We start from the raw sequence: 23,861 nt of genomic DNA, 5'->3' as shown, positions 1-23,861 counted from the left end.
TCCCCGTTCCCGTTGTGGGCGGCGGTTCCGCCGAGGGCGGAACGGGCGGGCACAACGGGCCACCGAGCCGCAGACGGCAACGCTCCTGCCTGGCGGGCGGCCGCTACCGAGTGCACGCCGGTGGCCGGTTTGTGCCCACCCGTTCCGCCTTGCGGAACGCCTGCCCACAAACCGTCAACGCAGGTACGCCCCCGGGGCGAGCTCTTCCAGGAGGGCTCGGGTGCGGGGCGGGAGGCCCCGCTCGGGGCCGTGGAGTTCGGCGGCGCGGTCCGCGACCCAGCGGACCGCCTCGTCCAGGTCGCCCCGCTCACCCGTGGCGTGCGCCGCCCGCAACAACGCGTCCCACAGCCGCTCGTCCGCCGAAGCGCTCCGCAAGGCGGCCCGCACGGCGTGCACCGCTGCTTCCGGTTCCCCGAACCTGAGGTGCTCGGCGCACAGCGCCAGCCCGATCTCGGCGACGAGCAGCGGGTGCTGCGCCTCCACGACGTCGTACGCCAGCCACCCGTACCGCCCCTCGGGGCGGTCGGCCAGCAGCGGTCCGCGCGCGAGCTCCAGCGCCTCGGCCAGTTTCTGGCGCCGCACCTGCGGCGCCAGCTTCGCCCCGCGCTCCCCGGTGCAGCCGTGGTGCAGGGTGCGCAGCACGTCCCAGTCGGAGACGACGGAGGGGCGCAGCACCAGCCGCCCGTCCTTGTCGGTGGACAGCCGGGGCGTGCCGTCGGTCTCGATGCCCAGCCAGCCGCGCAGCCGCTCGACCAGCGCGTCCCGCACATCGTCGGTGACGCCCTTGGGCCACAGCGCGGAGGACAGCACGCGGGGGTGCACGCCGTCCCGGTTGAGCAGCAGCAGTGCCAGCGCCTCGTGCAGCAGGGCGGCGCGCGACTCCTCGGGCGGCTCGATGCCGGTGACGTCGTAGCTGCCCATGATGCGCGCGTACACCGCGGGGCGGCCGCCTTCGCTCAGGTCCACGCGGAAGCCGGGGCCCTGGCCGCCTTCGGTGCGCTCGTCATCGGTGTCGGCGAACAGCTCCACCACAGCGGCGCGCAGCTGTTCGGGCAGCAGCTGCGCCCGCACCTCGAGTCCCATCCGGGGTGCGGCCAGCGTCCCTTCGGCGTCGACGGTGAACTCCCACACCACGCTGGGCAGCCGTCCGCCGGACACCCCGACGACGAAGCCCACGCGGGGTCCCCCGCTCTCGGTGGCGAGGGCCGCCAGCCGGCGCGCCTCGGCCGCGCCGGGCTCCACACCGACCAGCACCACCTGCGGCGCGGCGTTCCGGTGGCGCGACGGCGCGTCGGCGCCTTCCCGCTCCCGCAGCAGTTCCGCCACCCCGGGCAGGTACCGCACCCGCTCGGGCGCCAGCGCGGTCAGCTCCTGTCCGAAGCCGACGAGGGTGACTTCCATGCCCTGGGACCAACTGCCGGTGGCGAGTTCGGCGGCGACAGAGGCCAGTACGGCGGTACGCCGCTCCTCGTCGCCCGCCACCGAGACCAGCCCCGGCACCGACTCCAGGTTGAGCAGCAGCCGCGCCTGGCCGCGCAGGCCGAGGCTGACGAGCGCCGGGTAGGGCGAGGGGCCGCTGGTGTCGACGTCGAAGCGGGTGTGGGCGCGCTGGATGGTCCAGAAGCTGGTGTTCTGGCCGTACCGCCAGGGCGACGGCGGCTGTTCGGACTCCTCGGCGAGCTGCAGGTGCAGGTCCTGCCCGGTCAGCCAGGCCGCGTAGACGACGGGCAGCTCCCGCCCCTCGTCGGCCAGGTCCTCGGCCAGTCCGCGCAGGGCACGGTCGAGGAAGCGTACGGCGGCTGGGTCGGCCCCGGCCAGGAGGGCGTCACGGGCCTGCGCCGCGGGGTCGGACGGGGGCGAGAAATCGTCTCCGGGGGAGCGCCGTCCGCTGCCGGTGACAGCGCGCCACAGCGCCGACCGCCGCCGGCGGCCCAGCGCGGCCAGCACCCCGGCAGCCAGCAGCGGCGCCCCGAGCAGCGCTTCGGGCAGCCCGACGGGGCCGAGCGCGCCGTTGTCGTCCGCCGCTTCGGAGGAGCGGTCGAGCTGACTGGTGCCGTCGCCGTCCGGGAGTTCGGCGTTGTCGAGGTCGGTCGAGGTGCCGGCGCCCTTGCCGTCGCCCTTGCCGCCACGTTCGCCCTTGCCGCCACCGTCGCTGTCGCTGTCGCCGTCACTGCCGTCGTCGCTGTGGGTGCCGCGGTCGCTGTCGCTGTGGGTGCCGCGGTCGCCCGGAGTCCTGTCGTCGACGTCGCCGTCGGAGGCGTCGCCCGGCCGGGTGTCCTGGGCGCCGGGGCGGATGTCGGAGGGCTGGGAGATGCCGGGGCCTGGCAGCCCGTCGTCGTCCTCCGAGTCGCCGAGGTCGTCGGTGCGGGTGGGCTGCTGCTCGGCGGGGGTCTCGGGCACGGACTGCTCCTGCCGGTCGGGCGAGTGCGCCCCTGGCGGAACCTCCAGCTTCTCCTCCGAGTCGGGCCTGACTTCGACATCGGAGCTGCCCCCGCCGTCCTGGTCCTGCTCCCGCTGACCCTGGTCGTGCCGGCCTTCCTGAGTGTCCTTGCCGCCCGGACCGGTGGCGTCGGGGGTCTCCGGAATCTCCTGGTCCGGCTGGGTCGGCGCCTGGCTGTCGGCGCCCTTGTCACCGTCCTGGCTGCTGTCGCTGCTGTCGTTCCCTTCCGGAACGCTCGGCTCCAGCGCGGGGTTGTCGTCGGCACCGTCCTCGGACGCGTCGCTGTCAGGGGTGGTGGGCTCGTCCTGGGCCGACCGGTCCCGCTCCTTGTGCGACGGCCTCTCCTGCCGCTGCCCGCCGTCGTCGCCAGGGCCGTCGTCACCACGACCATCGTCACCACGACCATCGTCACCACGGCCGTCGTCGCCACGGTCACCCGCATCACGGCCACCCGCGTCGCGGCCCGAGCCGTGCTCCTGGTAACGCTCGTACTGGGCACGCTCCTTGGGGCTCAGCTCCTGAGCGTCATCCGGCATCTCGACCAGTTCGCCGCCGTGTGCGTCGGCGGGCATCTCCATGATCCAGCCCGGCCGGATGAGGCTGGCCTCCGACAGCCGGGAGCCGTCCGGCTGCACCCGGTCCTTGTTGAGGCGGTAGATCTCCTTGTAGCGGCGGCCGTCGTCCAGGTGCCGCTCGGCGATCTCCCACAGCGAGTCGTGGTGGCGGCCCACGGGGGGCTGGATGCGGTAGAACTTCGTCTGCCCGGCCCGGGAGGTGTCACCGTGCGCCGACGCCTGCCGCGCCGTGCCCGCGCGCTCGCCGCCGCTGCCGCCCCCGGCCAGTACGACCGTGTCCGAGCCGCCCCCGCCCATCACATGCATACCGCCCGCGTCCGGCTGCCCTTCGGCACCGGCCGGACGCTGCTGGCCGGGCAGGAGTTGGGCGCTGGCCACGGTCTGCGAGGGATGGTGCGGCTGTACGGTGTGGCCGAGGTGGGTCAGGCCCGGCGCGAAGCTCGCCGTGCTGGAGCCCAGCAGCAGTATCGCGGTGATCAACTGGCGGGCCAGCAACTGGCTGGGGCCCGCGCCCGGCACCCGTGCGGGCAGCCCGACCCCGGAGAGCGCGGCCTTCGCCTCGACCAGCACACACGCCGTGAACTGCGCCCAGGCCAGCCAGACCACGACCGTCAGGACGTTGATGAAGACGCCGACGCTCACCTCGTCCCGCAGCATGTCCAGGGACGGCATCCGGTGCGGCAGCGGCCAGCCGATGAAGTACGCGAGCGCCAGCGGCACCCCGGCCACCAGCACGGCCAGCGCGACGAACGCGCAGAACGCCTTGAGCACGTCCCCGAACGTGCGGCGGGTGCGCACCGGCACGGGCGTGCGCGAGCGCGAGCGGGACCTGGGCCCGCCGGGGGCAGGTGCCGGTGTCGAACTGCGGCGCGCCATGTCGTGTGCTCCCAGGGTGAGAAGTGCGGACGTGGAGGAGGGGCGGCGTGTGCCGGGCCGGTCACCCGGTCACGGACTCCGCCGTCGCCGTGCCGTGGACGGTCAGGGGTGCGCTGTAGAACAGGCCGGTGAGCACCGGACGGTAGGTGAGACGGATCCGGACCTCGACCTGCTGGGCGCTGGCGGACACACAGCCCGATGCGGCCACATCGGCTGCCGAGAGTCCGGACCGGGTGGCGAACTCGTGGACGCGGGAGGGACAGTTCTCGTAGTTGATGGGCGCGTTGCGGCCCTGGCTCTCGCGCAGGGCCTCCTCGTCGATGTCCTGGGCCGCGTAGCGTGCCGCCTGTTCGGCGATGTCGGCGGCGCGCTCGCGCTGCGAGATGGACAGCCCGCCGTCCACCACGAACGCGGCCAGCACCATGAACAGCAGCGCGAACATGATGACCGCCGCCGCACCGGACCCGCTGTCGTCGCAGGCAGCGCGCCTGGCACGCAGCAGGCTTCCGGCGCTCTCCGGCAGGGAGCGTCTCCCCCGGTTCATCCGGTCCTCCGGTTCATCCGGTTCATCCGGTCCTCCGGTACGGATCGATCGGCGAACTGGAGCGGCCCGTGATGTCCTTGGCGATGTCCAGGCCCAGGATGCCCAGGCCGCGTACCCGGCAGCTGACCTCGACGGTGAACAGCCCGCCGGAGCGGTAGTCGCTGCCCGCGTCCCGTACGGTCACATTCCCCGCGCAGGTGCCCTTGAGGGTGGCGGTGGCCGCCTGCTGTGCGGCCGTCATCGCCGCAGCGTGGCTGCCGTGCTGCAGCGATCCGGCGCGCGCGGCGTCCCGTGCCGCGCTGTCCACGGCCCCGCGCCCGTCCACCAACTGGCCGAAGGCGACCAGGACGAGGATGAACAGGATCATCACCGGCGCGAGGATGACGACCTCGATCGTCGAGAGCCCGGCGTCACCGCAGCAGCGGCGGCTGCGTCTCAGGGACGTCATCAGCTTTGTCATCAGCCGCCTCCGTCCGGTACGAACCGTTCCACCGGCCCCTGGGAGATCGCATACACGTCCATGTCCAGGCCGGGGAAGACGGAGGGGACCCGGGCGCGGATCTCCACGCCTACGGTGTTGTCGTGCGGCCCGAGCAGCTTCACATCGGGGTTCAGGATCAGTTCGGGGCCCAGCTGTTCGATGTACTCCCCCGAGGTCTGCCGGGCCTTGGCGCGCCACCCGCCCGGGTCGGCGTCGGCCTCCTGCCGGGCCTTGCGCGCGCCGGCCTGTGCGGCCGCCTGCGCCACATGGTCGGCGAAGAAGTACAGCGCGAACTGCACCGTCGCGAAGATCAGGAAGAACAGCACCGGGGTGAGGAGCACGAACTCGATCGCGGTCATGCCGCTCTCACCGCGCTGGGAGGCGGCCTCCCATCTGCGGCGTGCCCATGCGACGTACCGTCGCTCCGCTCTCACCTTCGCTGCTCCTACTTGTGCTGCTCCTACTTGCAGGTGCCGTCCTCGTCAGCACCGTCGATGCAGTCGCTCACCTTGTCGGCGCCGTTGCGCAGCGCCAGGTTGATGATGGCGGCGACCACGCCGACGATCGCCACCACGACCGCCGAGATGATCACCCACTCGACGGCGGAGGCGCCCCGGTCCAGCTCTCCGGAGCGGGCGCGCTGGATACGGCCGCGTAGATAGGTCACGAGGAACGCGACTGCGGGATGACTGACCGAGCGAAGCGGATTCGGCATCGTTCTCAGTCCTTTCTGGCTTTGAAGTGGGGGTCAGATCTGGAAGACGCGCATGGCCGCCGGATAGATGAGAAAGACGAGGAAGCCCGCGCAGAGCATCAGCTGGGCCACGAGCATGGACTGGGACTTCTCACCCGCGCTGCCCTCGATCTCGGACAGCTCCCGGTGCCGCATCGTCTCGGCGCGCGAGGAGAGCGAGGCGCGGACCTTGGCGCCGTCGTCGGCGACCAGCGCCAAGGATGCCGACAGGTCCTTCAGTTCGTCGACCCCGAGGCGGACTCCGAGGTCCCCCAGCGCCGCCCACTGGCTCTGTCCGGTGATCCGCGCGTCGGAGAGCGTGTCGCGGATACGGCGCAGCGCCCAGCCGTCGCTGACCTCGCTGGCCGCCTTCAGTGCCTCGGGGAGGCCGCGCCCGCCCGCCAGGTTCATGGCCACCAGGTCGAGGTAGGCGCCGACCACCCGCCGCAGGTCCCGCCGCTTGGCCGCGGCGTCCCTGCGCACCTCCAGGTCCGGCAGCATGAAGAACAGCCCGGCGAAGAACAGGGCGAGCCACAGCGGGATCAGCGGGCTGCGGCCGAAGCCGATCAGCCAGCCGATCGAGAAGAGGAACGGTCCGAAGAACAGCCCGGCGGCGCCCAACAGCACCTTGGTCGCAAGGAAGTTCTCCCAGCGGCGCTCCAGCACATCCAGGTCGGAGCGGAGGCTGCGCTGCTCCCAGCCCTGGCGCAGATACACCTCGGCGACACGGGCACCGACCTGAGCCCGGAAGCCGGCGAAGCGTCCGCTCTCCTCCGGGTTTCCGGTGCCGCCCGACTGGTGCGCAGCGGTACGGGCGCGCAGCGCGTCGATCTCGGCGACGGAGGCGACGGAGCCCCGCTTGCCGGGGGCCAGGGCCCGGACGAGCAGGAAGAGACCGAGGCCGATGAGGGCGCCGGTGAGCGCGGTGAGGGTGAGGGTGTTCATCGGCCCAGCGCTTCCCTTCCGCCGCCGGGCGTCTCCCCTGGCCCGCCCGGCAGTCCGGGTGCGCCGTGGACGCCCTGGGCACCGGGTGGGCCGTGGATGCCGACGGCCGGCTGGCCGGTGCGTTCGGCGGGGTGCCCCGCGCGGTCAGCCGGAGCCGGCTGGTCGGCGCGGACCAGGAAGCGCTGCGGGGTCTCGATCCGGGAGAGCTTGCGCAGCCACCAGAAGCCGCAGGCGAACATCGCGCACACACAGGCCAGTACGACCTGGCCGAGCGGGCTGCCGTACGGCTCGACGAAGTCCCGGTTGAAGACGGCGAGCCCCAGCACGAAGGCCACGCTGACCCCGACCACGATCTGCACGCTGCGCCGCGTCGAGGCGCGCTGCGCCATCACCCGCTGCCGCATGTCCACCTCCTCACGCGCCGACTTGGCCAGCGCGCCCAGCACCTCGCGGAGCCCTGGGCCGCGCAGCCGCGAGTTGAGGATCAGGGCCGCGACGACGATGTCGGCCGAGGGGTCGTCCAGCTCGTCCGCCAGATTCTGCAGCGCGGTGGGCAGCGGGGTGCGGGCCCGCAGCCGGTCGATGAGCGCGTCCAGGTGCGGGCGGAGCGACGGCGCTGCGGCGCGTGCCGATGCGGGGATGGCCTGTTCGAGGCCGACGGCGCCCGCGATCGTGTCGCGCAGCGACTCCGTCCACGCCGCCAGCGCCTCCACCCGCTTCATCGCGGCCCGCTCCTCCGCCGCGCCGCCGAAGAGCCGGTCCCACAGGAAGACGAGGATGCCGGTGGCGACGGCCGCGACCGGCCAGCGCGTCAGCAGCAGCACCAACAGCCCGGCACACACCGCGACGGAGCCGCGCCGGCTCATGAAGCGGGCCAGCTCCGAGGCGCGTCTGCCGGCGTCCCGCCGCTCGTCCGGCGCCTTGGCCGGCAGCCCGCGCAGCGCGACGATCAGCAGCGCGACACCGCCGCCGACGGCAACGCCGCAGGCGAGCGCGTAGAGGGTGGGCAGGGAGAAGATGCCGCCCGTACCGCCGTCGAGAGGCACGGTCTCACCCCCAGTTTCCGGTCGGCTGGTATCCGTGGGCGGCCAGCTCCCGCGTACAGGAGACCGGCGCGTGTGCCAGCAGCCGCCCGTCGGGTGCCTCGGCGAAGACCTCGCTGGAGAGCACCCGGCCGTCCACGCCGTTGATCTCCCGTACGGACGTCACCGAGCGGGACAGTCGTCCGCCGCTGGCGAAGGCGTTGCGGCGCTCGATGAAGACGACGAAGTTGATGGCCCCCGCGATGAGCATCTGGGTGGCCTCGATGGGCAGCCGCTCGCTCGCCTGCAGCGCGTAGGTGGAGATGCGGTTGAAGACCTCGCTGGAGCTGTTGGCGTGGATGGTGGAGAGCGAGCCGTCGTTGCCCTGGGACATGGCGTTGAGCATGGTGACGATCTCGTCGCCGAGCACCTCGCCGACGATCACCCGGGAGGGGTTCATCCGCAGCGAGCGGCGCACCAGTTCGGCCATGCTGATGGCGCCCTGCCCCTCGGAGTTGGGCAGCCGCTCCTCGAACGCGACCACATTGGGGTGCAGTTCGGGGAACTGGTCCAGGCCCAGCTCCAGCGCGCGCTCGACGGTGATCAGCCGCTCGTGCGGCGGGATCTCGTTGGCGAGGGCGCGCAGCAGCGTCGTCTTGCCGGCGTTCGTCGCACCCGCGATCATGAGGTTCTTACGGGCCCGCACCGCCGCCGTCAGAAAGCTGCCGAGCTCCGGCGTCAGCGTCCCGTTGCCCACCAGATCGGAGATGAAGACCTTGCCCATCCTGGCCCGCCGGATGGACAGCGCGGGGCGCCTGGTGACATCCATGACGGCCGAGAGCCGGGAGCCGTCGGGCAGCCGCAGGTCCAGCTGCGGATTGGCGGAGTCGAACGGGCGGGAGGACAGGCCCGAGTAGGCGCCGAGGATCTGGATCAGCTCGATCAGTTCCTCGTCCGACTCGGCGACCGGCTCGCCGCGCACCTCGCGGCCGTCGGCGTAGCCGACGAACACCTGGTCGTAGCCGTTGACGTCGATGTTCTCGACCTCGGGGTCGTCCAGCAGCGGCTGGAGCCGCCCCACGCCGAACAGCGCGGCGTGCACGGCCGCCGCGTACGCCTCCTCCGACTGGGCGTCCGGCGGGGTGCGCCCGGAGGTGATCTCGGAGCGCGCGTGCTCCTCCAGGATCTGCGCGATCACCGCGCGGGCGAACTGCCGCTCGTCCTCGGTGGTCATCGGTGCCACACCGGACGCCTGGTCTATTCGCCGCTGCTCGGCGATCCGGTCCCCGGCCTCCTGCCGGAACCGCTTCACCAGTTGGTGGTCGACCATGCTCGCACTCATGAGGCAGCCCCCTCGTCCCGCGGCTGCTCCCCGCTGCCGGGCAGCGGCACCGGCGGGGTGGGAGCGGGTGCGGGCGCCGGCGGCCTGTGCCGCCCGCGGAGTCCCTTGAGCCCACCCCCGATCCCCCGCGCGCGCTCACCCTCCCCGGGGCGCCCCTGCGCGGAACCGTCCGGTGTGGCCGCCTGTACCGACGGCGCCTGCACGGGAGGCAACGCACCCGGCACCCGAGGACGCGGCCCCTCCACGGGCGGCACCTCCCCGGGCGGCGTCGGTGGCCCGGCCGTGACGTGGGTTCTGGTTGCGGCCTGCGGACCGGCCGTGGTCTGCGGGCCGGTCGCAGCATGCGGGCCCCGCGTCGGGTACGGGGACCCGGCAGGTGGCGGTGGTCCCTGTCGAGGCGGCCCCTGTGGCGGGGGTGCCGTCGGGCCGGGCGCCGCGCCGGGGCGGTCCGCCGCGCCGGGGCGGCCCGTCGGGGTGTGCGGGGGCGGGGGGTTGGGCGTCTGGGCTTCCGCTGCCGGGCCGGGTGGGAGCGTCTCGGCGGGGCCGGTCGGTCGGCCCGCGGCCGGTGCGGGGCCGGCCGACCGGCCCTGCCGCTGGTCGTGGCCCGGCCCCTGGGCCGGGCGGCGGGAAGGCGGCTGGACGGCGGCGGACGCCCAGGCCGCTCCGTACTGCTGGTGCAGGTCGGTGGCGATCTTGCGTACCGAGCGGACGAGGAGTGAGCGCTCGACGCGCCCGCGGCGGCGGCCCGCCAACTGTTCGGCGCCCAGCGGGTCGTGGGCGAGCACGCCCATCACCTGGGCGCCGGCCCGGGAGGCGACCAGCATGTCGTTGACCTGACCCGCCACCTTGGCGGCACCCTGCGCCTGGCAGACCAGCAGCACGCCCAGCAGCGGCTGGGCGAGTGGCGTCATCCCGCGACCCGCGCCGTGCAGCCGGTTGGTGAGGGCCAGGGCGCGGTCCCGTACGCGGGCGATCTGCTCCGGCTCGTCCCGTGCGACCAGCAGCACCAGCGCGGCGTGCGGGAAGAGCGCGACCGAGGCGGCCTCGGGCCCGATGCGCCCGCAGTCGGCGATGACGTCGGCGGCCAACTGCGGGTGCGGGGAGTCCCCGAGGGTCGCGAAGGCGCGGCCCAGGGTGTCCCACTGCCCGGCCAGCCCCGCGGACTGCTCGGCGTTGCCGAGCCCGACGAGCACTTCGAGCCCTCCGGAGAGCCGCTGCGCGTGGTCCCACAGCTGTTCGGGGGCGAGTCCTCTGCGTGCCGTGGCGGCGAGCGAGAGCAGCCCGGTGTTGGGGTCCAGCGGACGGCCGTCCGTGGCGGGGCTGCGGTAGACGAGGTCGCCGCCCGCGGTGTCCATCTCGGCCAGCAGCGCGCGGCGCGGCCACACAGCCGAGAGGGCGACGGCGGCCGTGGTGACCCCCGGTGCCCCTTTGTCGGCGGCGAGTGCGATCAGCGCCATCCGGCTACGCCTTTCCTTGGTGTCCGAGTGGTGTCGTCCCTGCCGTGGTGCCCCTCGTCGCTGTGCTGTCATAGCCGACGACGATGCTCCGCGGTGGACGGTTCCACGGTGCGTCCCCGGCGTCCACGGTCACGGCGTACTCATCCGCGCGGCCGCTGCCGGGTCGGCGCGGGTGTGCCGCGTCAGCTTCCGCCGTCGGAGTCGAGGACGAGGGAGACTTCCCCGTTGGACGCGGCTGCTGTCAGCTCCGCCGCGTCGCTCTTGTCCACGACGACGGAGACAGGGAGGTTGCCGCTGGAGGCGAGGGAGTCGTCCGAACCGGACTTGATCGACTGCACCTTGGCGCCCTCGGCGATCGTCGCGTTCCCCGCCGAGCCGCTGCCGCGGTCCCTCCCGCTGCCCGAGTCGTCCCCGGAGCTGTCGCTGCCGCCCGAGGAGGTCTCGCGGCCCACGCGGTAGGCGGAGACCGTGTCGCCCTCCTTGAGGCGCGGCGGGTACTGGCCGCTCTTGAGCGAGAGCCCCACCACGGCCTTGCCGGGGCCCAGGCCCTTCTCCTTGGTGAGCATGCTGCCCACCAGCACGGTGCCGTCGACCAGGTCGGTGGCCGAGCGGTACTTCTTGAGCAGTCCGCGCTGGTCCCAGCGCACGTACTTGATGTCGCTGTCCTCGGCGACCAGGACCGATCTGATGGCCGAGTCCGGAATCGGCTGCCCCCGCGGTACCCGCTTGGTCAGGGCGACGGCCTCGACGCGGTCGCCCGCGCGCATCACCAGGACGGTCGCCCCGAGCGCGCCGAGCAGGACGAGGAGGACGGCCAGCGCGGCCAGCGCCGGCTTGCGTTCGCGTGGCGGGGACGGCAGCCGGTCCCCGGCCGGTGCGGTGAGTGCCGCCCCGCGACCGACCCCGGCGGAGCTCCGCTCCTGGGTCTTCACCTCACCACCCCCGTGTTGTGGTCTTTCCCCGTTTTCAGGTCTGTGTACGTCTTCAGAGCTGTGTACGTCTCACGTCGTGTCACGTCGGGAAACCTGCCCCCTGCCGCCATGCCGCACCCGCCATGCCGGACATGCCCCCGCGTACCGACAGGTCACTGCGCCATGTAGATCCCGGGCACAGTATCAACACCCCCCGACCCCCTCAAGGCGGATCCGAAGGCCCCGGAAGCCGGTGGTCCGGGGCCTTCGGATCCGGAATCAGGGGCCTCGGCGGCCCGGGAGACACCCCCGGAGAACGCCGGAAGAACACCGGAGGAACACCGGACGGGCCGGCCGCACCGCCGCCCGAGCTGCACCCCAGCGGGGCCCCAGGCGGTGCGGTTCCCGGTTGTTCGAGTACGGTGTCAGAAAGGCGTCAAGATCGCGCCGAGTTCGTTACAGGTGTGCCGGGAAGTCTGGTCGGCGGTACGGGGTCCTCCCCGTATCCCTGTACGCGCCGATCCGGGGAGCCGCCCATGACACCGCCCGCCGCAGACGAGGGCCGCACCGCCGCAGACGGCCACGACCACCAGCAGGACCAGCGACAAGACCAGCGACAGAACCAACAGGGCGAGGTCGGCGCCTCGCTGTTCGCCCGCCCCTCGGCACGTGAGCGCAGGCTGCTCTCGGACGCGCTGCGCACCGAGACCGTCGGTGGCACGGTACTGCTGGTCGCCGCCGTGGTGGCGCTGATATGGGCGAACACCCCGCTCGCACATCTGTACGAGACTGTGCGGTCCTTCCACTTCGGCATCCCGGCGCTGGGCCTCGATCTGTCCGTCGAGCACTGGGCCTCGGACGGCATCCTGACGATCTTCTTCTTCGTCGCCGGTATCGAACTGAAACGCGAGCTGACCGTCGGCGAACTACGCCGCCCGGCCGCGGCGGCGCTCCCCGTGGTGGCGGCGGCGAGCGGGATGGTCGTACCGGCGCTCTGTTACGTCGTGGTGAACCTGCTCGACCACGGCAACCTCAACGGCTGGGCCGTTCCGATGGCCACCGACATCGCCTTCGCACTCGGCGTGCTCGCGGTGATCGGCACCAACCTGCCCTCCGGAATCCGCGCCTTCCTGCTCACCCTGGCCATCGTCGACGACCTGGGCGCGATCCTGGTCATCGCCGTCTTCTACACCTCCACCCTGAACTGGGCGGCCTTCGCCGGTGCGATGGCCGGGCTGGTGCTCTTCCGCGTCCTCCACGTCAACCTGCGGCTGCGCGGCTGGTACGTGTACGTGCCACTGGGCGTGGTCGTCTGGGCACTGATGTACAACAGCGGCGTACACGCCACCATCGCGGGCGTCGCGATGGGTCTGCTGCTGCGGGTGAAGCCCGACGATCCCGACGACCCGGAGAGCGTCTCCCCCGCCGAGCGCATCGAGCACCTGGTCCGCCCGCTCTCGGCGGGCTTCGCCGTGCCCGTATTCGCCCTGTTCGCCGCGGGCGTCGGCGTCTCGGCCTCGGCACTGAGCGAGACCTTCCGGCAACCCGAGGCGCTCGGCGTCATGCTGGGCCTGTTCGCGGGCAAGTTCATCGGGGTCTTCGGCGGCACCTATCTGGCGGCCCGCTTCACCCGGGCGCGGCTCAGCTCCGACCTGGCCTGGGCCGATGTGGCCGGGGTCGCGATGCTCGCGGGGATCGGGTTCACGGTCTCCCTGCTGGTGTCCGAGCTCGCCTTCCAGGGCGCCGCCGTCACCGAGCACACCAAGGCCGCCGTCCTGCTCGGTTCGCTGTTCTCCGCGCTGGTGGCGTGCGTGCTGCTGAAGCTGCGGGACGCGAAGTACCGCGCGCTGTGGGAGGAGGAGACCCGGGACGAGGACCGGGACACCATACCGGACATAGATCAGGAACTGGACCCGATCCGCCGTCCCACGGAAGCCGCCCGGCGCGCCCGCGAGCAGGAGCGCGGCAGGGAAACCGATTGACCAGCGGCAGCGCCTCATTAGGCTCGGCCGCATGAACGAAGCACAGCGCGTGGTCAAGGAACTGCGCGAACGGGGAGCGAACGGGGAGATCCGCGAGTTCTCCGCACCCGTGCCCACGGCCGCCGCGGCGGCCGAACAGCTCGGGTGCGAGGTGGGAGCGATCGCCAACAGCCTGGTGTTCGCCGTCGACGGCGAACCGCTGCTGGTGGTCACCAGCGGCGCGCACCGGGTGGACACCGGGCTCGTGGCCGCGCTGCTCGGCGTGGGGCGGCGGAAGGTCCGGCGGGCGAGCCCCGAGTTCGTCAGCGAGGCGACGGGGCAGCAGGTGGGCGGGGTGGCCCCGCTCGGGCACGGGAAGCCGCTGCGCACCCTGGTCGACGTACGGCTCGGGGAACACGACGTGGTCTGGGCCGGAGGCGGCGACGAGTACACCATGTTCGCCACCGATTTCGACGAGCTGGTACGCCTGACGGACGGCCTGGCGGCGCAGGTCGGTGCCTGAGGGAGACACTGGTCGGTGCCTGCGGAGGCGCAGGTCGGCGCCCTGGGGAGCGCGCCCGGCGCCGGGCGGCGGTGCGTGGGTCAGCGCGCCGGGCCGAGGGTCAGGCGGAGGAAGCGCGGCCGGTAGTAGGCCACGTTCCGCTGTATGGCACCGCCCGCGTCCAGCACGTTGACGTCATAACTGACCAGTAGGCCCTTCCCCGCCCCTGTCCCCGTCCCCGCCCCGAACTCCGGATGGCCCTGCGGGTTGTACGGCACAGCGCCGACGCCTGCCGCGCCCTGCGGCAGCGGCGGCTTCGCCACCTGCCCTGGCCCGCGCCAGGGGCCGGTCGGCGCGCACGCCCAGTACGAGACGATGTCGGTGACCCCGCCGCCGTCCGGAGCCCCGGCGTCCATGGTCAACAGCAGCCAGCTGTCCCCGTGCCGTACGACGGAGTAGGTGCCGGTCGCGCCGCGCTGCACGGTCTTGCCGACGAGTATCGGCTCGGAGCGCTCGGGATCGTCCTGCCAGCCGCCGCCCGTGCCTCCCCCGTTCCCGTCCCCTTCTCCGGATTCTGAGGAACCTCCGTCTCCGGAGCCTGCCCAGAACTGCCATGCGTCGGCGTCGTCCAGCCTTCCCCGGGGCGCGCGGGCCAGATGCGCCCGGGACGCCTTGCCGTCCACGCTGCCCTCGTCGGCGCCGAAGATGTAGGTCCAGTCGCCCTGGGTGACCGCCGAGGTGCCGTACAGCACGCGCCGCTCGATGTCGTCGTGGCGCGGACGGTGGATCGGATCGATGCCCTCCAGCCGCAGGCCGGGCAGTGACAGGGTCGCCACCTGGGAGGCCCGGGGCACCCCGAAGATCCAGGGCGGCCGGCCGGCCTCGCGCTGCCACAGCAGCACCCGCACCACCTTTTCGGAGGAACCCGGCCGGCGCGGCTCCACCACCGCCTGCACCGGCCACCGCCACACCTCGCGCCCGTCGGCGGTCGCGGTCCCCGGGAAGAGAGCGGCGGGGCGCATCCCGGTGCCGCCGAGCAGCGTCCGCTCGAACCGACCGTCCCTGGACATCACCAGCGCCGCGTTGCGCACCCAGACGGGGTTGGGCTTGCGGCCCCGCACACCGGGCGCCTGATCGAACACCTGGTCGAGAAAGGTGTCGGCGGACAGCCACAGCGTCCGGCCGTCCGGGAGCCGCACCGAGCGGGTGCCGTCCCCGCCGGTCCAGTCGTCGAACCGCGCGTTGTCGTCGCCGTACCGGGCCAGCTCCCGCGTCATCTGTTCATCGGTACGCCAGCCGGTCACCTTGGCGCCGGAGCAGCGCTGCGGGCGCTGCTCGCCGTCCGGCACCGCGAGCGCCACCCCCACCAGCACCAGCCCGGCCAGCGCCCCGGCGCCGAGCCGCCGCCGGGTGCCGCGGAGCAACCCCGCGCCCCGACTCCCACTCCCCTGGCCCGCCATCGGCCACAGGCTAGTGCGTGTGCCGCCGCCCGGCACCGGGATGTTGACCGGACTGCCGAGCGAGTTCGGCTCGGCGAAGACCGCGGAACACCTCCGGGGTCGTCCATCCGCGCAGCGTGGCGTGAATCGTCGAGTGGAATGCGGCGTCGGACGTGGTTGCGTCCAGGGCACCGGCCAGTTCGAGAGTCACGAGCCCGTGCAGGGTCGCCCAGATCGACAGGGCGATCTCCGTTGCGTCGCCGGCGAGGACGGACGCCGTCACGGCGCGATCGATCGCCGCGAGGAGCGGACGGATCGGATCACGGGCACCGACCTCTCCCGACGGGTCGAAGGACTGCACGCCACCGAACAGCACCATGTACAGGTGGCTGTGTCCGCGCCCCCACTGACGGTAGGCGGCGGCCAGCGCGTAGAGATCGGCGAGAGGGTCCGCGGAGGTCTGCACCGCCGACACGTCCTGGAAGAGGCCGGCGACGGCTCTGTCGCGCACCGCACCGATCAGCCCGTCCTTGCCGCCGAACAACGAGTACACCGCCGTTGTCGACGCCTCGGCGGCTGCGGCCACCGCGCGGACCGTGACCGATTCCCGGGGGCTGGTGGCGAGCATCTCGGTCGCGCACGCCACAAGCCGCTCCTTGACGGCCTCGTCGTTCGTTCTCGGCCTACCCACGGTCAGCAGCTTACTCCCTCTGATAACGTCGTTTTGAAACAACGTTCCGAAACCGTTGGAGGTCCACCGTGCCCCCGCCCGTCCTACGTCTCGTCCGCTCCATCGGACGCGTGCTGTCGGCCCTGGCCACCCTTGTGACGCTGGTCGTCGTCTTTCTCGCACTGATCGCCCTCACGGACGGGGCAGGCTCGGGGCTCGCCGCGTGGGGGACGACCCTCGGGGCCGGGACCCTCTTCGCTCTGTGGCGGGGGCGGCACCGCACCTGGCCGGCGCGGCTCGTGCCGTTCCTGCCGGTGGTCGTCGCGGCGGCGTTGACGGCGACGGTCTGCATCCCGACCGTGCCGACGGCCCGGCGGTACCCGTCCGCGCTGCCGTTCGTCTCCACGCAGCACTGGAACCTGGCCACGGGCAGCCGGGTCGCGGTCTACCACTACCCGCCCGCGAAGTCCGGCCCCCGGCATTCCGTGCCGTTCGTGTACCTCCACGGAGGACCCGTCCGCGGCATCTCGGTGCAGGACCACCGGTTCCTGCGACTCCTGGCACGCAAGGGCTACGACGTCTACGCCTACGAACAGGCCGGCGGCGGACGAAGCGACCTGCTCCCCATGGACCAGTACACGATCTCCAGGTCGGTCCGTGACCTCGCCGCCTTCGTCGACCGCCTGGACAAGGGCAAGGTCGACATCCTCGGATTCTCCTCAGGCGGAGTCGTGCTCACCCGAGCCCTGGCCGACCCCGGCGTCGCCGCACGCCTGCACCGGGCGATCATCGCCGAGCCCGGGCCCATGGACGGCCCCACCGCACACATCACCGGGCACAAGGGCCGGGCATCCGCACGGGGCCTCACACCGGCCCCGACCGGACCGCGATCGACGCACGTCCCCCGGTACGCCGTGGCACTCGGGCTCATGCGACTCGGAGTCCTCACTCCCGAGACCGGACTGATAGGCCAGGCCGAAGGCGACAACGCCTTCACCGCCGCCGACCTCGGCAGCGACACCGCATCCGCCTACTGCGCGCGCGACGCGCACCGCATCCCCACGGAGGACACCGCACAGAACTTCTCCTTCAGTCCCGCCGCCAGCCTCCGCGTCCAGCAGACCGTCAAGGACTCGCCCTCCATCGCGCCGCGGCTGAGGCGCTCCCGGACCCCCGCGATGCTGATGATCGCCGAGTGCTCCTCCCAGGTCCGTCAATGGGCGACCGCCGCGCTTGCCAATGACCCCGCCATCCAGCGCACGCAGTACATGCCCGGAGTCGGACACCACATGTGGAACGGCCTGGACGACAACAACGACCGAGCCGCCGACGTCATCACCGCGTTCCTTCAGGACCAGCCGGCCCCCCTGCCGAACTATCCGACCCGCGACGAGATCCCTGCCTTCCTGCGCGACCACAAATGAAGGCGGTTCAGCAGTAACCGGCAACGGCGGGCGAACCCCCGATGCCGCCCCGGCCCTGCGGCAGGTACAGCCAAGGGCGAACTCTTCTGGCCCGGAAAGGCCCCAGGGCCTGGCGTTGTCGGTGCCGCCCCCTAGAGTGCTGGGCACGAGGCTGGAGAAGCGCGCGGCTCGGAAAAGGCACGAGGCCCGGAGAAACGTGCGGCTCGGAGAGGCGAGTGGGGCTCGACGCGAACGGGGGCGGGAAGATGGCAAGGACGGCCCAGGGCAACCAGCGGGCCGCGAACGGCGCGGACGCCATGGACGGCGCGAGCGGCGCGGACGGCGCCGACTCGCCGGACGACGCCGCGTACGCCGCTGCCCTCGTACGGGCAGAGCTCGCGCCCCGCGAACTGTGGGCGCGCGTCGCGCTGATCGTCGGACTGTGCGTGGGCTGCGGCTTCCTGGCCTCCGGGATCTACGACTACACCCACGTTGGCCGCCCCAAGGGCCTGGCCGCCAACCTCTCGCTGGGCATCGGAGCCGCGCTCCTTCCGACGGCGCTCGCGCTGCTGCTGCCGCTGCGCGGCAGGAGCCGCGACCGGCACAGACTGATAGAGCTGTACGGAGCGCCCGAGTACCGGAGCGGGAGCGAGGCCGAACGGGCGCTGCGCGGACGGCGGGCCGGCTGGTGGACGGTCTGCGTCCTCGCGCTGTTCCTGGCGTTCATCTTCCTGGCGACGGCGCTCACCGAGGCGTTCTCCTCCGACCCGTACGAGGAGCCCGATCCCACGATCTACGGATCCTCCCTGGCGTGGGCCGCCATCCTGACGGCCGGTGGCTGCGCGGGCATCGCCAAGGTCCGGCGCTACCGGCCGCGCGGCACACCGGGCGGCGGACTCGGGAACGGGATGGGCACCACTGCGCGCCGCACGGGACGGCCGACGCCCACCTCCCCCCGCGCGAGGCTGTACGCGCCCCTCGGCTCCCGGCCCGCGGCCCCGCACCGGCTCAGCGCCCGGCTGGACGCCCGCGTCCAGCGGCTGTCCCGGCCCGCAGCCGTGGCGCTGGCGACGGCCGCGACGCTGGTGGGCTGCGCGCTGGCGGGCGCCATCATGCTGGTGCCCCGGTACGTCGGCGGCGGCAGACCGCTGTTCTGGACACTGCTGGTGGTCACGGCGCTCTATCTGCTCGGCCTGCTGCTGGAGTTGACGTACTACGGACCGCGCCGCCGCTATCTGCTGCTCGTCATCTTCGCGGGCATAGCGCTCTTCCCGATCTCCGGGTACGGCTACTCCACCTCGGTGCTGGTGGAGCGCGGTGAGTGGGTGCGGGTCGAGATGACCGAGGTGCACCACCACGCCAAGGGCGGGCCGACCTGCGACCTGCGCCCGCTGACCAGGGGCGCGGTCGTCGAGAACGACAACCTGACCATCTCGTGCGACGAGGACGAGGCGGGCGACACCCTGCGGGTGTTCGCCGACCCGCGGGGCGAGGTGCGACCGCGCCGCTCCCAGCCGAGCGATCTGACGAGCTTCTACGTCGGCTGGGGCATCGCGAGCACCGTGCTGGTGGGGTGCGCCGTCGGCGCCGCGCTCTACGGCCACCGGCGCCGCAGGGAGCTGGGCCTGAACACGACGGAAGGGGAGAGCAGATGACGACCGGACCCCAGGACGCCGCACCGGCGGACTCGGCGGACTCCCCCTCCCTCGCCGAGAACGCCCCGGCCCCCACCCACCCCGTCTACCCCGACCTGGCGGGCAAGGTGGCGGTGGTCACCGGCGGCTCCCGGGGAATCGGCGCCGAGACCGGGCGGGCGCTGGCGGCCCAGGGCGTCGCCGTGTGCCTGGTGGGGCGCGACCGGCCGGCGCTGTTCGAGGTCGCCGACGGCATCGGCAAGGCGGGCGGCACCGCGATCGGTGTCGTCGCCGATGTGACCGACGCGGGGGCGCTCGACCGGGTGGCCGAGCGGGTCGCCGCCGAGCTGGGCCCCGTCGACATCCTCGCCACCTTCGCGGGCGGCCAGGGCGCGCCCACCCCCACGCAGGAGCTGACGGAGGAACGCTGGCGCCAGGTCCTCGACACCGATCTGACCTCCGCCTTCCTCACCATTCGCGCGTTCCTGCCCGGCATGGTCGAGCGGTTCAGCGGCAGCATTCTCACCATGTCCTCCTCGGCGGGCCGCCGTCCCTCGCAGGCGAACCTGGCCTACGGCGTCGCCAACGCGGGCCTGACCATGCTCACCCGCCAACTCGCCACCGAGCTGGGCCCCCAGGGCATCCGGGTCAACTGCCTGGCCCCGACCACGGTGCGTACCGAGAAGGTGGTCGCCCATATGCCCAAGGAGCTCCAGCACAAGGCAGCTCTCCGCCACCCCCTCCGCCGCCTCGGCGAACCCTCCGACGTCGCAGCGGCAGCCGTCTTCCTCGCCTCGGAGGCGGCCGGTTACCTGACGGGCATCACCCTGGACGTGGCAGGCGGCCGCATCACCGACTGAGCCGCGCGAAGCCCCGACGGCGGCCCGGGTCGGCCGGCCGACCGACCGCCCGCCCCGAAGTTTTCGCCGGCAGTTCACCTCCCCACCACGCTGCCGCGCTCCCATCGGCAGGGCCGACCCGTTTCGATGGCCGAGGTCCCGACGGTTCGAGAATTCCAAGACGAGGAGGGGACCTTGTCGTCATCACAGTCCCGATCGCTGTCCCGCAGAAATGTCCTCCGCACCAGCGCCTTCGCGGGCCTGGGCATCATGGTCGCCGGCAGCGTGGATGCCATCGCGGCCCCCGCGGCCGCGGCGGTCACCCGCCGTGCCGGCGGCTACGGCAAGCTGGTCCCCGACCCGGCGGGGCTGCTGTCCCTGCCGGAGGGGTTCAGCTACCGGATAGTTGCCGAGACCGGTACGACCACGCTGGAGAGCGGTGAGCCCACGCCGTCCGACCCCGACGGCACCGCCTGCTTCGCCCGCGGCGGTGGCCAGGGCTTCGTACTGGTCAACAACCATGAGATCGGCGGCAGCGAGGCACACGGCGTGCCGACGCTGCCGGGCCTGACCTACGATCCGGGCGCCCGGGGCGGCACCACCAACATCGTGGTCGACGCCGACGGCAAGCGCGTGAGCGAGTATGTGAGCCTGGCCGGGACGCACAACAACTGCGCCGGCGGCCGCACCCCCTGGAACACCTGGCTGACCTGCGAGGAGACCGAACAGCGTGCCGGTGGCGGCTACCAGAAGGACCACGGTTACGTCTTCGAGGTCGACGCCTTCGACCGGGACGCCAACGCCGAGCCGGTGCCGCTGAAGTTCCTGGGCCGCTACTCGCACGAGGCCGTCGCCGTCGACCCCCGTGGCCCCATCTACCTCACTGAGGACGCCAACGGCCCGCACGGCCTGTACTACCGGTGGACGCCGCCGAAGAACTACCGTCCCGGCAAGGGCGCACTGCGGGCCCTCGCCCTCTCCGAGGGCGGCGACACCGCGGGCCGCCTCCAGGCCATGAGCTGCTTCCAGGGCAGCCGGCGCATCGCCGACCTGTCCGAGGCCACCAGGACCGGCACCCGCTACAGCGTCAAGTGGATCGATGTGCCCGACCGCGACGCCGCCACCACCTCGGTCCGCAAGCAGTTCGAGTCCGGCCAGGTGACCGGCAGCCGCAAGCTGGAGGGCGCCTACTGGGCCGACGGCGGCGCCTACTTCGTCGCCAGCTTCGCCCGCACGGGCGACGGCAGCGCCAACGAGCACGACGGCCAGGTCTGGTTCTACGACCCGGCGTCGGAGACGGTGACACTGAAGACGATCTTCGGCGTCAACCCCGACCCCGACGCCGACACCCACTACGACGGCCCCGACAACATCGTGGTCGACCCGCACGGCGGCCTGATCCTCGCCGAGGACGGTGACGGCATCCAGCACCTCGTCGGCGTCACCGCCGAGGGCACGGCCTACCCCCTGGCCCGCAACGACCTCAACGACAGCGAGTTCACCGGCCCGACCTTCAGCGACGACGGCCGCATCCTCTTCGCCAACATCCAGTCCCCCGGCCACGTCTTCGCCATCACGGGCCCCTGGGACCGTCGGCGCCGCTGAGCCGTCACACCCGACAACCGTGGGCGCCCGGCCGCCCCACCCTCGGCCGGGCGCCCACGGCGGTCACAGCCCGGCTGTCCGCTCCCCGATGCGCGTACGCAACGCCACGGCACGCGGATCGGCGTACGCGGCGAGGCACTCCCGGGCCTCCGCCCAGTGGGCACGAGCCGCCCCCGGGTCCTGCGGTTCCACGGCGGCGGCAAGGCAGTCGAGTTCCAGGGCACGCTGCCAGGTGTCGGCGAGCTCAGCGTGCACGGTGACTGCCTGCCGGTGAAAGGCGACGGCCTCGTCATGGCGGCCCATTGCGACGTACGCCTGCCCGGTGCCCCGCCAGGCGAGCGCTTCCCGGCCGCGGTTCTTCAGGCCACGGTGCAGCTTGGCGGACCGCTGGTACGAGGCCAGTGCCTCGCCCAGTCGAGCAGTGGCACGCTGGATGTCGCCAAGGGTGAGCAGCCAGAACCCTTCCAGGGTGTGGGAGCGCAGATTGAGCGCGATGTCGAGGGCTTCCTCGATCGCGTTCAGCGCCGCCGAGTGATCCCCCTGTTCCAGGCGGACCTCAGCGAGGATGTTGAGAGCGTTGCCGATGCTCCGCTCGTTGTTCAGCTCCCGATGAGCGGCCAACGCCTCTTCCACGGCCGCTTCGGCCTCCCGCAGACGGCCCGCGTCGAGCATGGTGCTGGCGATGTTGGACAGGGCCATGGCCACCCTGCGGGTTTCGTCCAGTTCGCGGAACTGGGCCGCCGCCCGCTCGAAATGCTCGGCTGCCGGATCGAGTTCACGGCTGTCGAGGTGGATCAGACCGATGAGGTTGTTCGAGCGGGCCTCGTCGAAAGGCAGCCCTTCAGCGCGGGCCAGTTCCCGAGCCCGTTGGTGGCGCTCCAGACCTTCCTCGAACCGGTGACACTGCCGGTAGGCCATTCCGAGATTGTTGAGCAGCCGGATCCGTACAGCCGGTTCGTTCCCTCGTTCGGCAGCCTCCAGACCGGCGCGTCCGGTCTCCAGCCAGTCGAGCACTGACGAGGACGGCGAGCGAGCGTCCCAGAGCACCACGGCCAACTGCCAGGCGAGGGTGTCGAACCCGGCGGCCAGCGCAGTCGGGACAAGCCTGGTCAGTGTCGTGTGCTCGCGGTCCGACCAGTCCACCGCCGCGTCGTAATCGGAAAAGCCGAGGGGAGCCACCACGCCCGTCCGCTCGGCCGGCGAAATGCGGGGCTCGAGCGGCTTGATCCAGCCCTGCGCTCCGTAAGCGGTGTGCAGATACCACTCCAGCACCCTGCGCAGTGCGATACTCCGCTGCTCTGCCGACTCATCGTTCTGCACTTGATGAGCGGCGAAAGCCCGCAACAGGTCGTGGAATTGAAAGCGGTCGGGTGCGATCTGCTCCAGCAGATGCGCACCCACAAGGTCGTCCAGCAGGGGCCTGGTGCGCCGTGGCGGCAGCTCGGCCAGTGCCGCAGCCGCGTGCAGGCTGAACTCCGGGCCTGGATGCAGCCCCAGCAGCCGGAACAGCCGCGCCGACTGCTCGGGCAGGGCCCGGTACGACCAGGCGAAGACCGACCGGACCGCCTCGGCTTCCTCGTCGATGCCCGTACTGAGCGCGTCCCACAGCGCCGACTCGTCCCGCAAATCGGCGATCAGGTCGTCAATTTTCATATGCGGATGGCTCGCCGCGCGCTCTGCAGCTATCCGCAGGGCAAGTGGCAGCCGAGCACACAACCGGCTCAGTTCGGAAAGCTTCTCCTCGCCGTCCTCCGGCCGGTAGCCGCTGGTGACCGCGCGCAGCAGGGCCACTGCCTCCTGCTCCGGAAGGGTGCCGAGCGAGAGATGACGGGCACCGTCGCGCACCGCCAGCCCGGCCAGCCGGCTACGGCTGGTGACGATCACCAGGCTGTTGCCACCTCCGGGGAGCAACGGCCGCACCTGGCTCACGGTGGCCGCGTTGTCGAGGATGATGAGGAGGCGCCGCTCGGCGAGCAGGGAGCGGTAAAGGGAGGCGGCCTCGTCCACATCCTGGGGAATGCGCTCGGCCGGTACGCCCAGCGCGCCCAGGAAACGGCGCAGCGCCTGGTTCGCGGTAACCGGTTCGCCGGGGTCGTAGCCGCGCAGATTGATGAAGAGCTGCCCGTCCGGAAAGTGGTCCTTCACTTCGTGCGCCCAATGCAGCACGAGCGAGGTCTTTCCCGCCCCGGCTGTCCCCGCCACCACATGAACTGAGACGACCAGCCGGTCACCGCTCCGGTCGGTCAGGATCGCCTTGAGTTGGCGCAGTTCGTCGGTGCGGTTGACGAAGGCGTGAACAGCGGCCGGCAGCTGGCGCGGAGTGGGGCCCGTCCGTTCCTGGCCCCGCCCTTGGTGGAAGTGAATGCCACCTGCGACATTGCCCGCCTGCACCACGTCGCGGGAAGCCCCGGAAAGATCGTTCCGGGAATCCTGCGAAGGTCCGTCCCCGTCTCCGGACACGCTGTGATCCGCTCCTCTCAAG

General features: G+C 72.3%; 18 protein-coding genes and 1 pseudogene. 6 read left to right on the top strand and 13 right to left on the bottom strand.

The features are described 5' to 3' along the window. Positions 1 to 174: 174 nt before the first annotated feature. The 10 genes and pseudogenes from HC362_RS21780 to HC362_RS21735 all read right to left on the bottom strand — a co-directional run bounded on the left by HC362_RS21780 (position 175) and on the right by HC362_RS21735 (position 11,347). The gene (locus HC362_RS21780; RefSeq protein ID WP_243085683.1) at positions 175 to 3,891 is read right to left on the bottom strand and encodes a bacterial transcriptional activator domain-containing protein; all 3,717 of its coding nucleotides are present in this window, start codon (positions 3,889 to 3,891) and stop codon (positions 175 to 177) included. A 61-nt stretch (positions 3,892 to 3,952) separates the two neighbouring features. Next, entirely contained in the window at positions 3,953 to 4,435 is a 483-nt protein-coding gene (locus HC362_RS21775; RefSeq protein WP_243085682.1) for a pilus assembly protein TadG-related protein, read from the bottom strand. A gap of 22 nt (positions 4,436 to 4,457) precedes the next feature. Beyond that, a complete protein-coding gene (locus HC362_RS21770; protein WP_243085681.1) occupies positions 4,458 to 4,895 on the bottom strand; it encodes a TadE/TadG family type IV pilus assembly protein in 438 nt (145 codons plus the stop codon). Further along, the gene (locus HC362_RS21765; RefSeq protein WP_229375262.1) at positions 4,895 to 5,275 is read right to left on the bottom strand and encodes a TadE family protein; all 381 of its coding nucleotides are present in this window, start codon (positions 5,273 to 5,275) and stop codon (positions 4,895 to 4,897) included. The genes HC362_RS21770 and HC362_RS21765 overlap by 1 nt, the downstream gene beginning before the upstream one ends. 101 nt (positions 5,276 to 5,376) lie before the next feature. Next, positions 5,377 to 5,631 carry a hypothetical protein gene (locus HC362_RS21760; RefSeq protein WP_209263728.1) on the bottom strand — a complete coding sequence of 85 codons (255 nt, stop codon included), beginning with the start codon at positions 5,629 to 5,631 and terminating at the stop codon, positions 5,377 to 5,379. A 33-nt stretch (positions 5,632 to 5,664) separates the two neighbouring features. Then, positions 5,665 to 6,594: a type II secretion system F family protein gene (locus tag HC362_RS21755; RefSeq protein WP_243085680.1), complete on the bottom strand. Its 930-nt coding sequence runs from the start codon at positions 6,592 to 6,594 to the stop codon at positions 5,665 to 5,667. Then, positions 6,591 to 7,640 (bottom strand): type II secretion system F family protein, encoded by a 1,050-nt coding sequence (locus HC362_RS21750; protein ID WP_243085679.1) that lies wholly within the window; start codon positions 7,638 to 7,640, stop codon positions 6,591 to 6,593. Before HC362_RS21750 ends, HC362_RS21755 begins: the two co-directional genes overlap by 4 nt. A gap of 4 nt (positions 7,641 to 7,644) precedes the next feature. Beyond that, a complete protein-coding gene (locus HC362_RS21745) occupies positions 7,645 to 8,958 on the bottom strand; it encodes an ATPase, T2SS/T4P/T4SS family (protein ID WP_243085678.1) in 1,314 nt (437 codons plus the stop codon). Between the two features lie 650 nt (positions 8,959 to 9,608). Then, positions 9,609 to 10,415 (bottom strand): annotated as a pseudogene (locus HC362_RS21740) (hypothetical protein); the annotation flags it as partial. Between the two features lie 182 nt (positions 10,416 to 10,597). Then, complete coding sequence (locus HC362_RS21735; RefSeq protein WP_243085677.1) at positions 10,598 to 11,347, bottom strand: hypothetical protein; 750 nt, start codon at positions 11,345 to 11,347, stop codon at positions 10,598 to 10,600. 515 nt (positions 11,348 to 11,862) lie between these two features. On the opposite strand from HC362_RS21735, the gene nhaA reads away from it, so the two are divergent. Both nhaA and HC362_RS21725 read left to right on the top strand, forming a co-directional pair. Next, entirely contained in the window at positions 11,863 to 13,308 is a 1,446-nt protein-coding gene (nhaA, locus tag HC362_RS21730; RefSeq protein ID WP_243085676.1) for a Na+/H+ antiporter NhaA, read from the top strand. A gap of 31 nt (positions 13,309 to 13,339) precedes the next feature. Further along, on the top strand, positions 13,340 to 13,810 hold the full coding sequence (locus HC362_RS21725; protein ID WP_243085675.1) for a YbaK/EbsC family protein: 471 nt from the start codon (positions 13,340 to 13,342) through the stop codon (positions 13,808 to 13,810). 80 nt (positions 13,811 to 13,890) lie between these two features. Here the strand turns inward: HC362_RS21725 and HC362_RS21720 are convergent, their stop codons facing one another. Together HC362_RS21720 and HC362_RS21715 are read right to left on the bottom strand one after the other, a co-directional pair. Then, positions 13,891 to 15,249, bottom strand: a complete 1,359-nt coding sequence (locus HC362_RS21720; protein WP_243085674.1) for a DUF4185 domain-containing protein — start codon at positions 15,247 to 15,249, stop codon at positions 13,891 to 13,893. A gap of 10 nt (positions 15,250 to 15,259) precedes the next feature. After that, positions 15,260 to 15,919 carry a TetR-like C-terminal domain-containing protein gene (locus tag HC362_RS21715; protein ID WP_243085673.1) on the bottom strand — a complete coding sequence of 220 codons (660 nt, stop codon included), beginning with the start codon at positions 15,917 to 15,919 and terminating at the stop codon, positions 15,260 to 15,262. 68 nt (positions 15,920 to 15,987) lie between these two features. Between HC362_RS21715 and HC362_RS21710 the strand changes: the two genes are divergently transcribed. The 4 genes from HC362_RS21710 (at position 15,988) to HC362_RS21695 (ending at position 21,379) form a co-directional block, all read left to right on the top strand. Then, positions 15,988 to 17,322: an alpha/beta hydrolase gene (locus tag HC362_RS21710; protein WP_243085672.1), complete on the top strand. Its 1,335-nt coding sequence runs from the start codon at positions 15,988 to 15,990 to the stop codon at positions 17,320 to 17,322. A gap of 245 nt (positions 17,323 to 17,567) precedes the next feature. Further along, complete coding sequence (locus tag HC362_RS21705) at positions 17,568 to 18,956, top strand: hypothetical protein (protein ID WP_243085671.1); 1,389 nt, start codon at positions 17,568 to 17,570, stop codon at positions 18,954 to 18,956. Beyond that, complete coding sequence (locus HC362_RS21700) at positions 18,953 to 19,795, top strand: SDR family NAD(P)-dependent oxidoreductase (RefSeq protein ID WP_243085670.1); 843 nt, start codon at positions 18,953 to 18,955, stop codon at positions 19,793 to 19,795. Before HC362_RS21705 ends, HC362_RS21700 begins: the two co-directional genes overlap by 4 nt. A gap of 249 nt (positions 19,796 to 20,044) precedes the next feature. Then, complete coding sequence (locus HC362_RS21695) at positions 20,045 to 21,379, top strand: alkaline phosphatase PhoX (RefSeq protein WP_243088750.1); 1,335 nt, start codon at positions 20,045 to 20,047, stop codon at positions 21,377 to 21,379. A 63-nt stretch (positions 21,380 to 21,442) separates the two neighbouring features. Here the strand turns inward: HC362_RS21695 and HC362_RS21690 are convergent, their stop codons facing one another. Further along, positions 21,443 to 23,839, bottom strand: coding sequence for a tetratricopeptide repeat protein (locus HC362_RS21690; protein WP_243085669.1), 2,397 nt, complete (start codon positions 23,837 to 23,839; stop codon positions 21,443 to 21,445). Positions 23,840 to 23,861 lie beyond the last annotated feature (22 nt).

The organism is Streptomyces sp. 891-h (assembly GCF_022760275.1).
In the GTDB taxonomy this organism is placed as follows: domain Bacteria; phylum Actinomycetota; class Actinomycetes; order Streptomycetales; family Streptomycetaceae; genus Streptomyces; species Streptomyces spirodelae.
The sequence above is the reverse complement of the archived record's forward strand: the minus strand, read 5'-3'. Positions and strand labels throughout refer to the sequence as shown.

Coding starts and splice junctions, on each gene's coding strand:
- HC362_RS21780 (WP_243085683.1), bottom strand. CDS start 3,891: ATGGCGCGCCGCAGTTCGACACCGGCACCTGCCCCCGGCGGGCCCAGG.
- HC362_RS21775 (WP_243085682.1), bottom strand. CDS start 4,435: ATGAACCGGGGGAGACGCTCCCTGCCGGAGAGCGCCGGAAGCCTGCTG.
- HC362_RS21770 (WP_243085681.1), bottom strand. CDS start 4,895: ATGACAAAGCTGATGACGTCCCTGAGACGCAGCCGCCGCTGCTGCGGT.
- HC362_RS21765 (WP_229375262.1), bottom strand. CDS start 5,275: ATGACCGCGATCGAGTTCGTGCTCCTCACCCCGGTGCTGTTCTTCCTG.
- HC362_RS21760 (WP_209263728.1), bottom strand. CDS start 5,631: ATGCCGAATCCGCTTCGCTCGGTCAGTCATCCCGCAGTCGCGTTCCTC.
- HC362_RS21755 (WP_243085680.1), bottom strand. CDS start 6,594: ATGAACACCCTCACCCTCACCGCGCTCACCGGCGCCCTCATCGGCCTC.
- HC362_RS21745 (WP_243085678.1), bottom strand. CDS start 8,958: ATGAGTGCGAGCATGGTCGACCACCAACTGGTGAAGCGGTTCCGGCAG.
- nhaA (WP_243085676.1), top strand. CDS start 11,863: ATGACACCGCCCGCCGCAGACGAGGGCCGCACCGCCGCAGACGGCCAC.
- HC362_RS21725 (WP_243085675.1), top strand. CDS start 13,340: ATGAACGAAGCACAGCGCGTGGTCAAGGAACTGCGCGAACGGGGAGCG.
- HC362_RS21720 (WP_243085674.1), bottom strand. CDS start 15,249: ATGGCGGGCCAGGGGAGTGGGAGTCGGGGCGCGGGGTTGCTCCGCGGC.
- HC362_RS21705 (WP_243085671.1), top strand. CDS start 17,568: ATGGCAAGGACGGCCCAGGGCAACCAGCGGGCCGCGAACGGCGCGGAC.
- HC362_RS21700 (WP_243085670.1), top strand. CDS start 18,953: ATGACGACCGGACCCCAGGACGCCGCACCGGCGGACTCGGCGGACTCC.
- HC362_RS21695 (WP_243088750.1), top strand. CDS start 20,045: ATGGTCGCCGGCAGCGTGGATGCCATCGCGGCCCCCGCGGCCGCGGCG.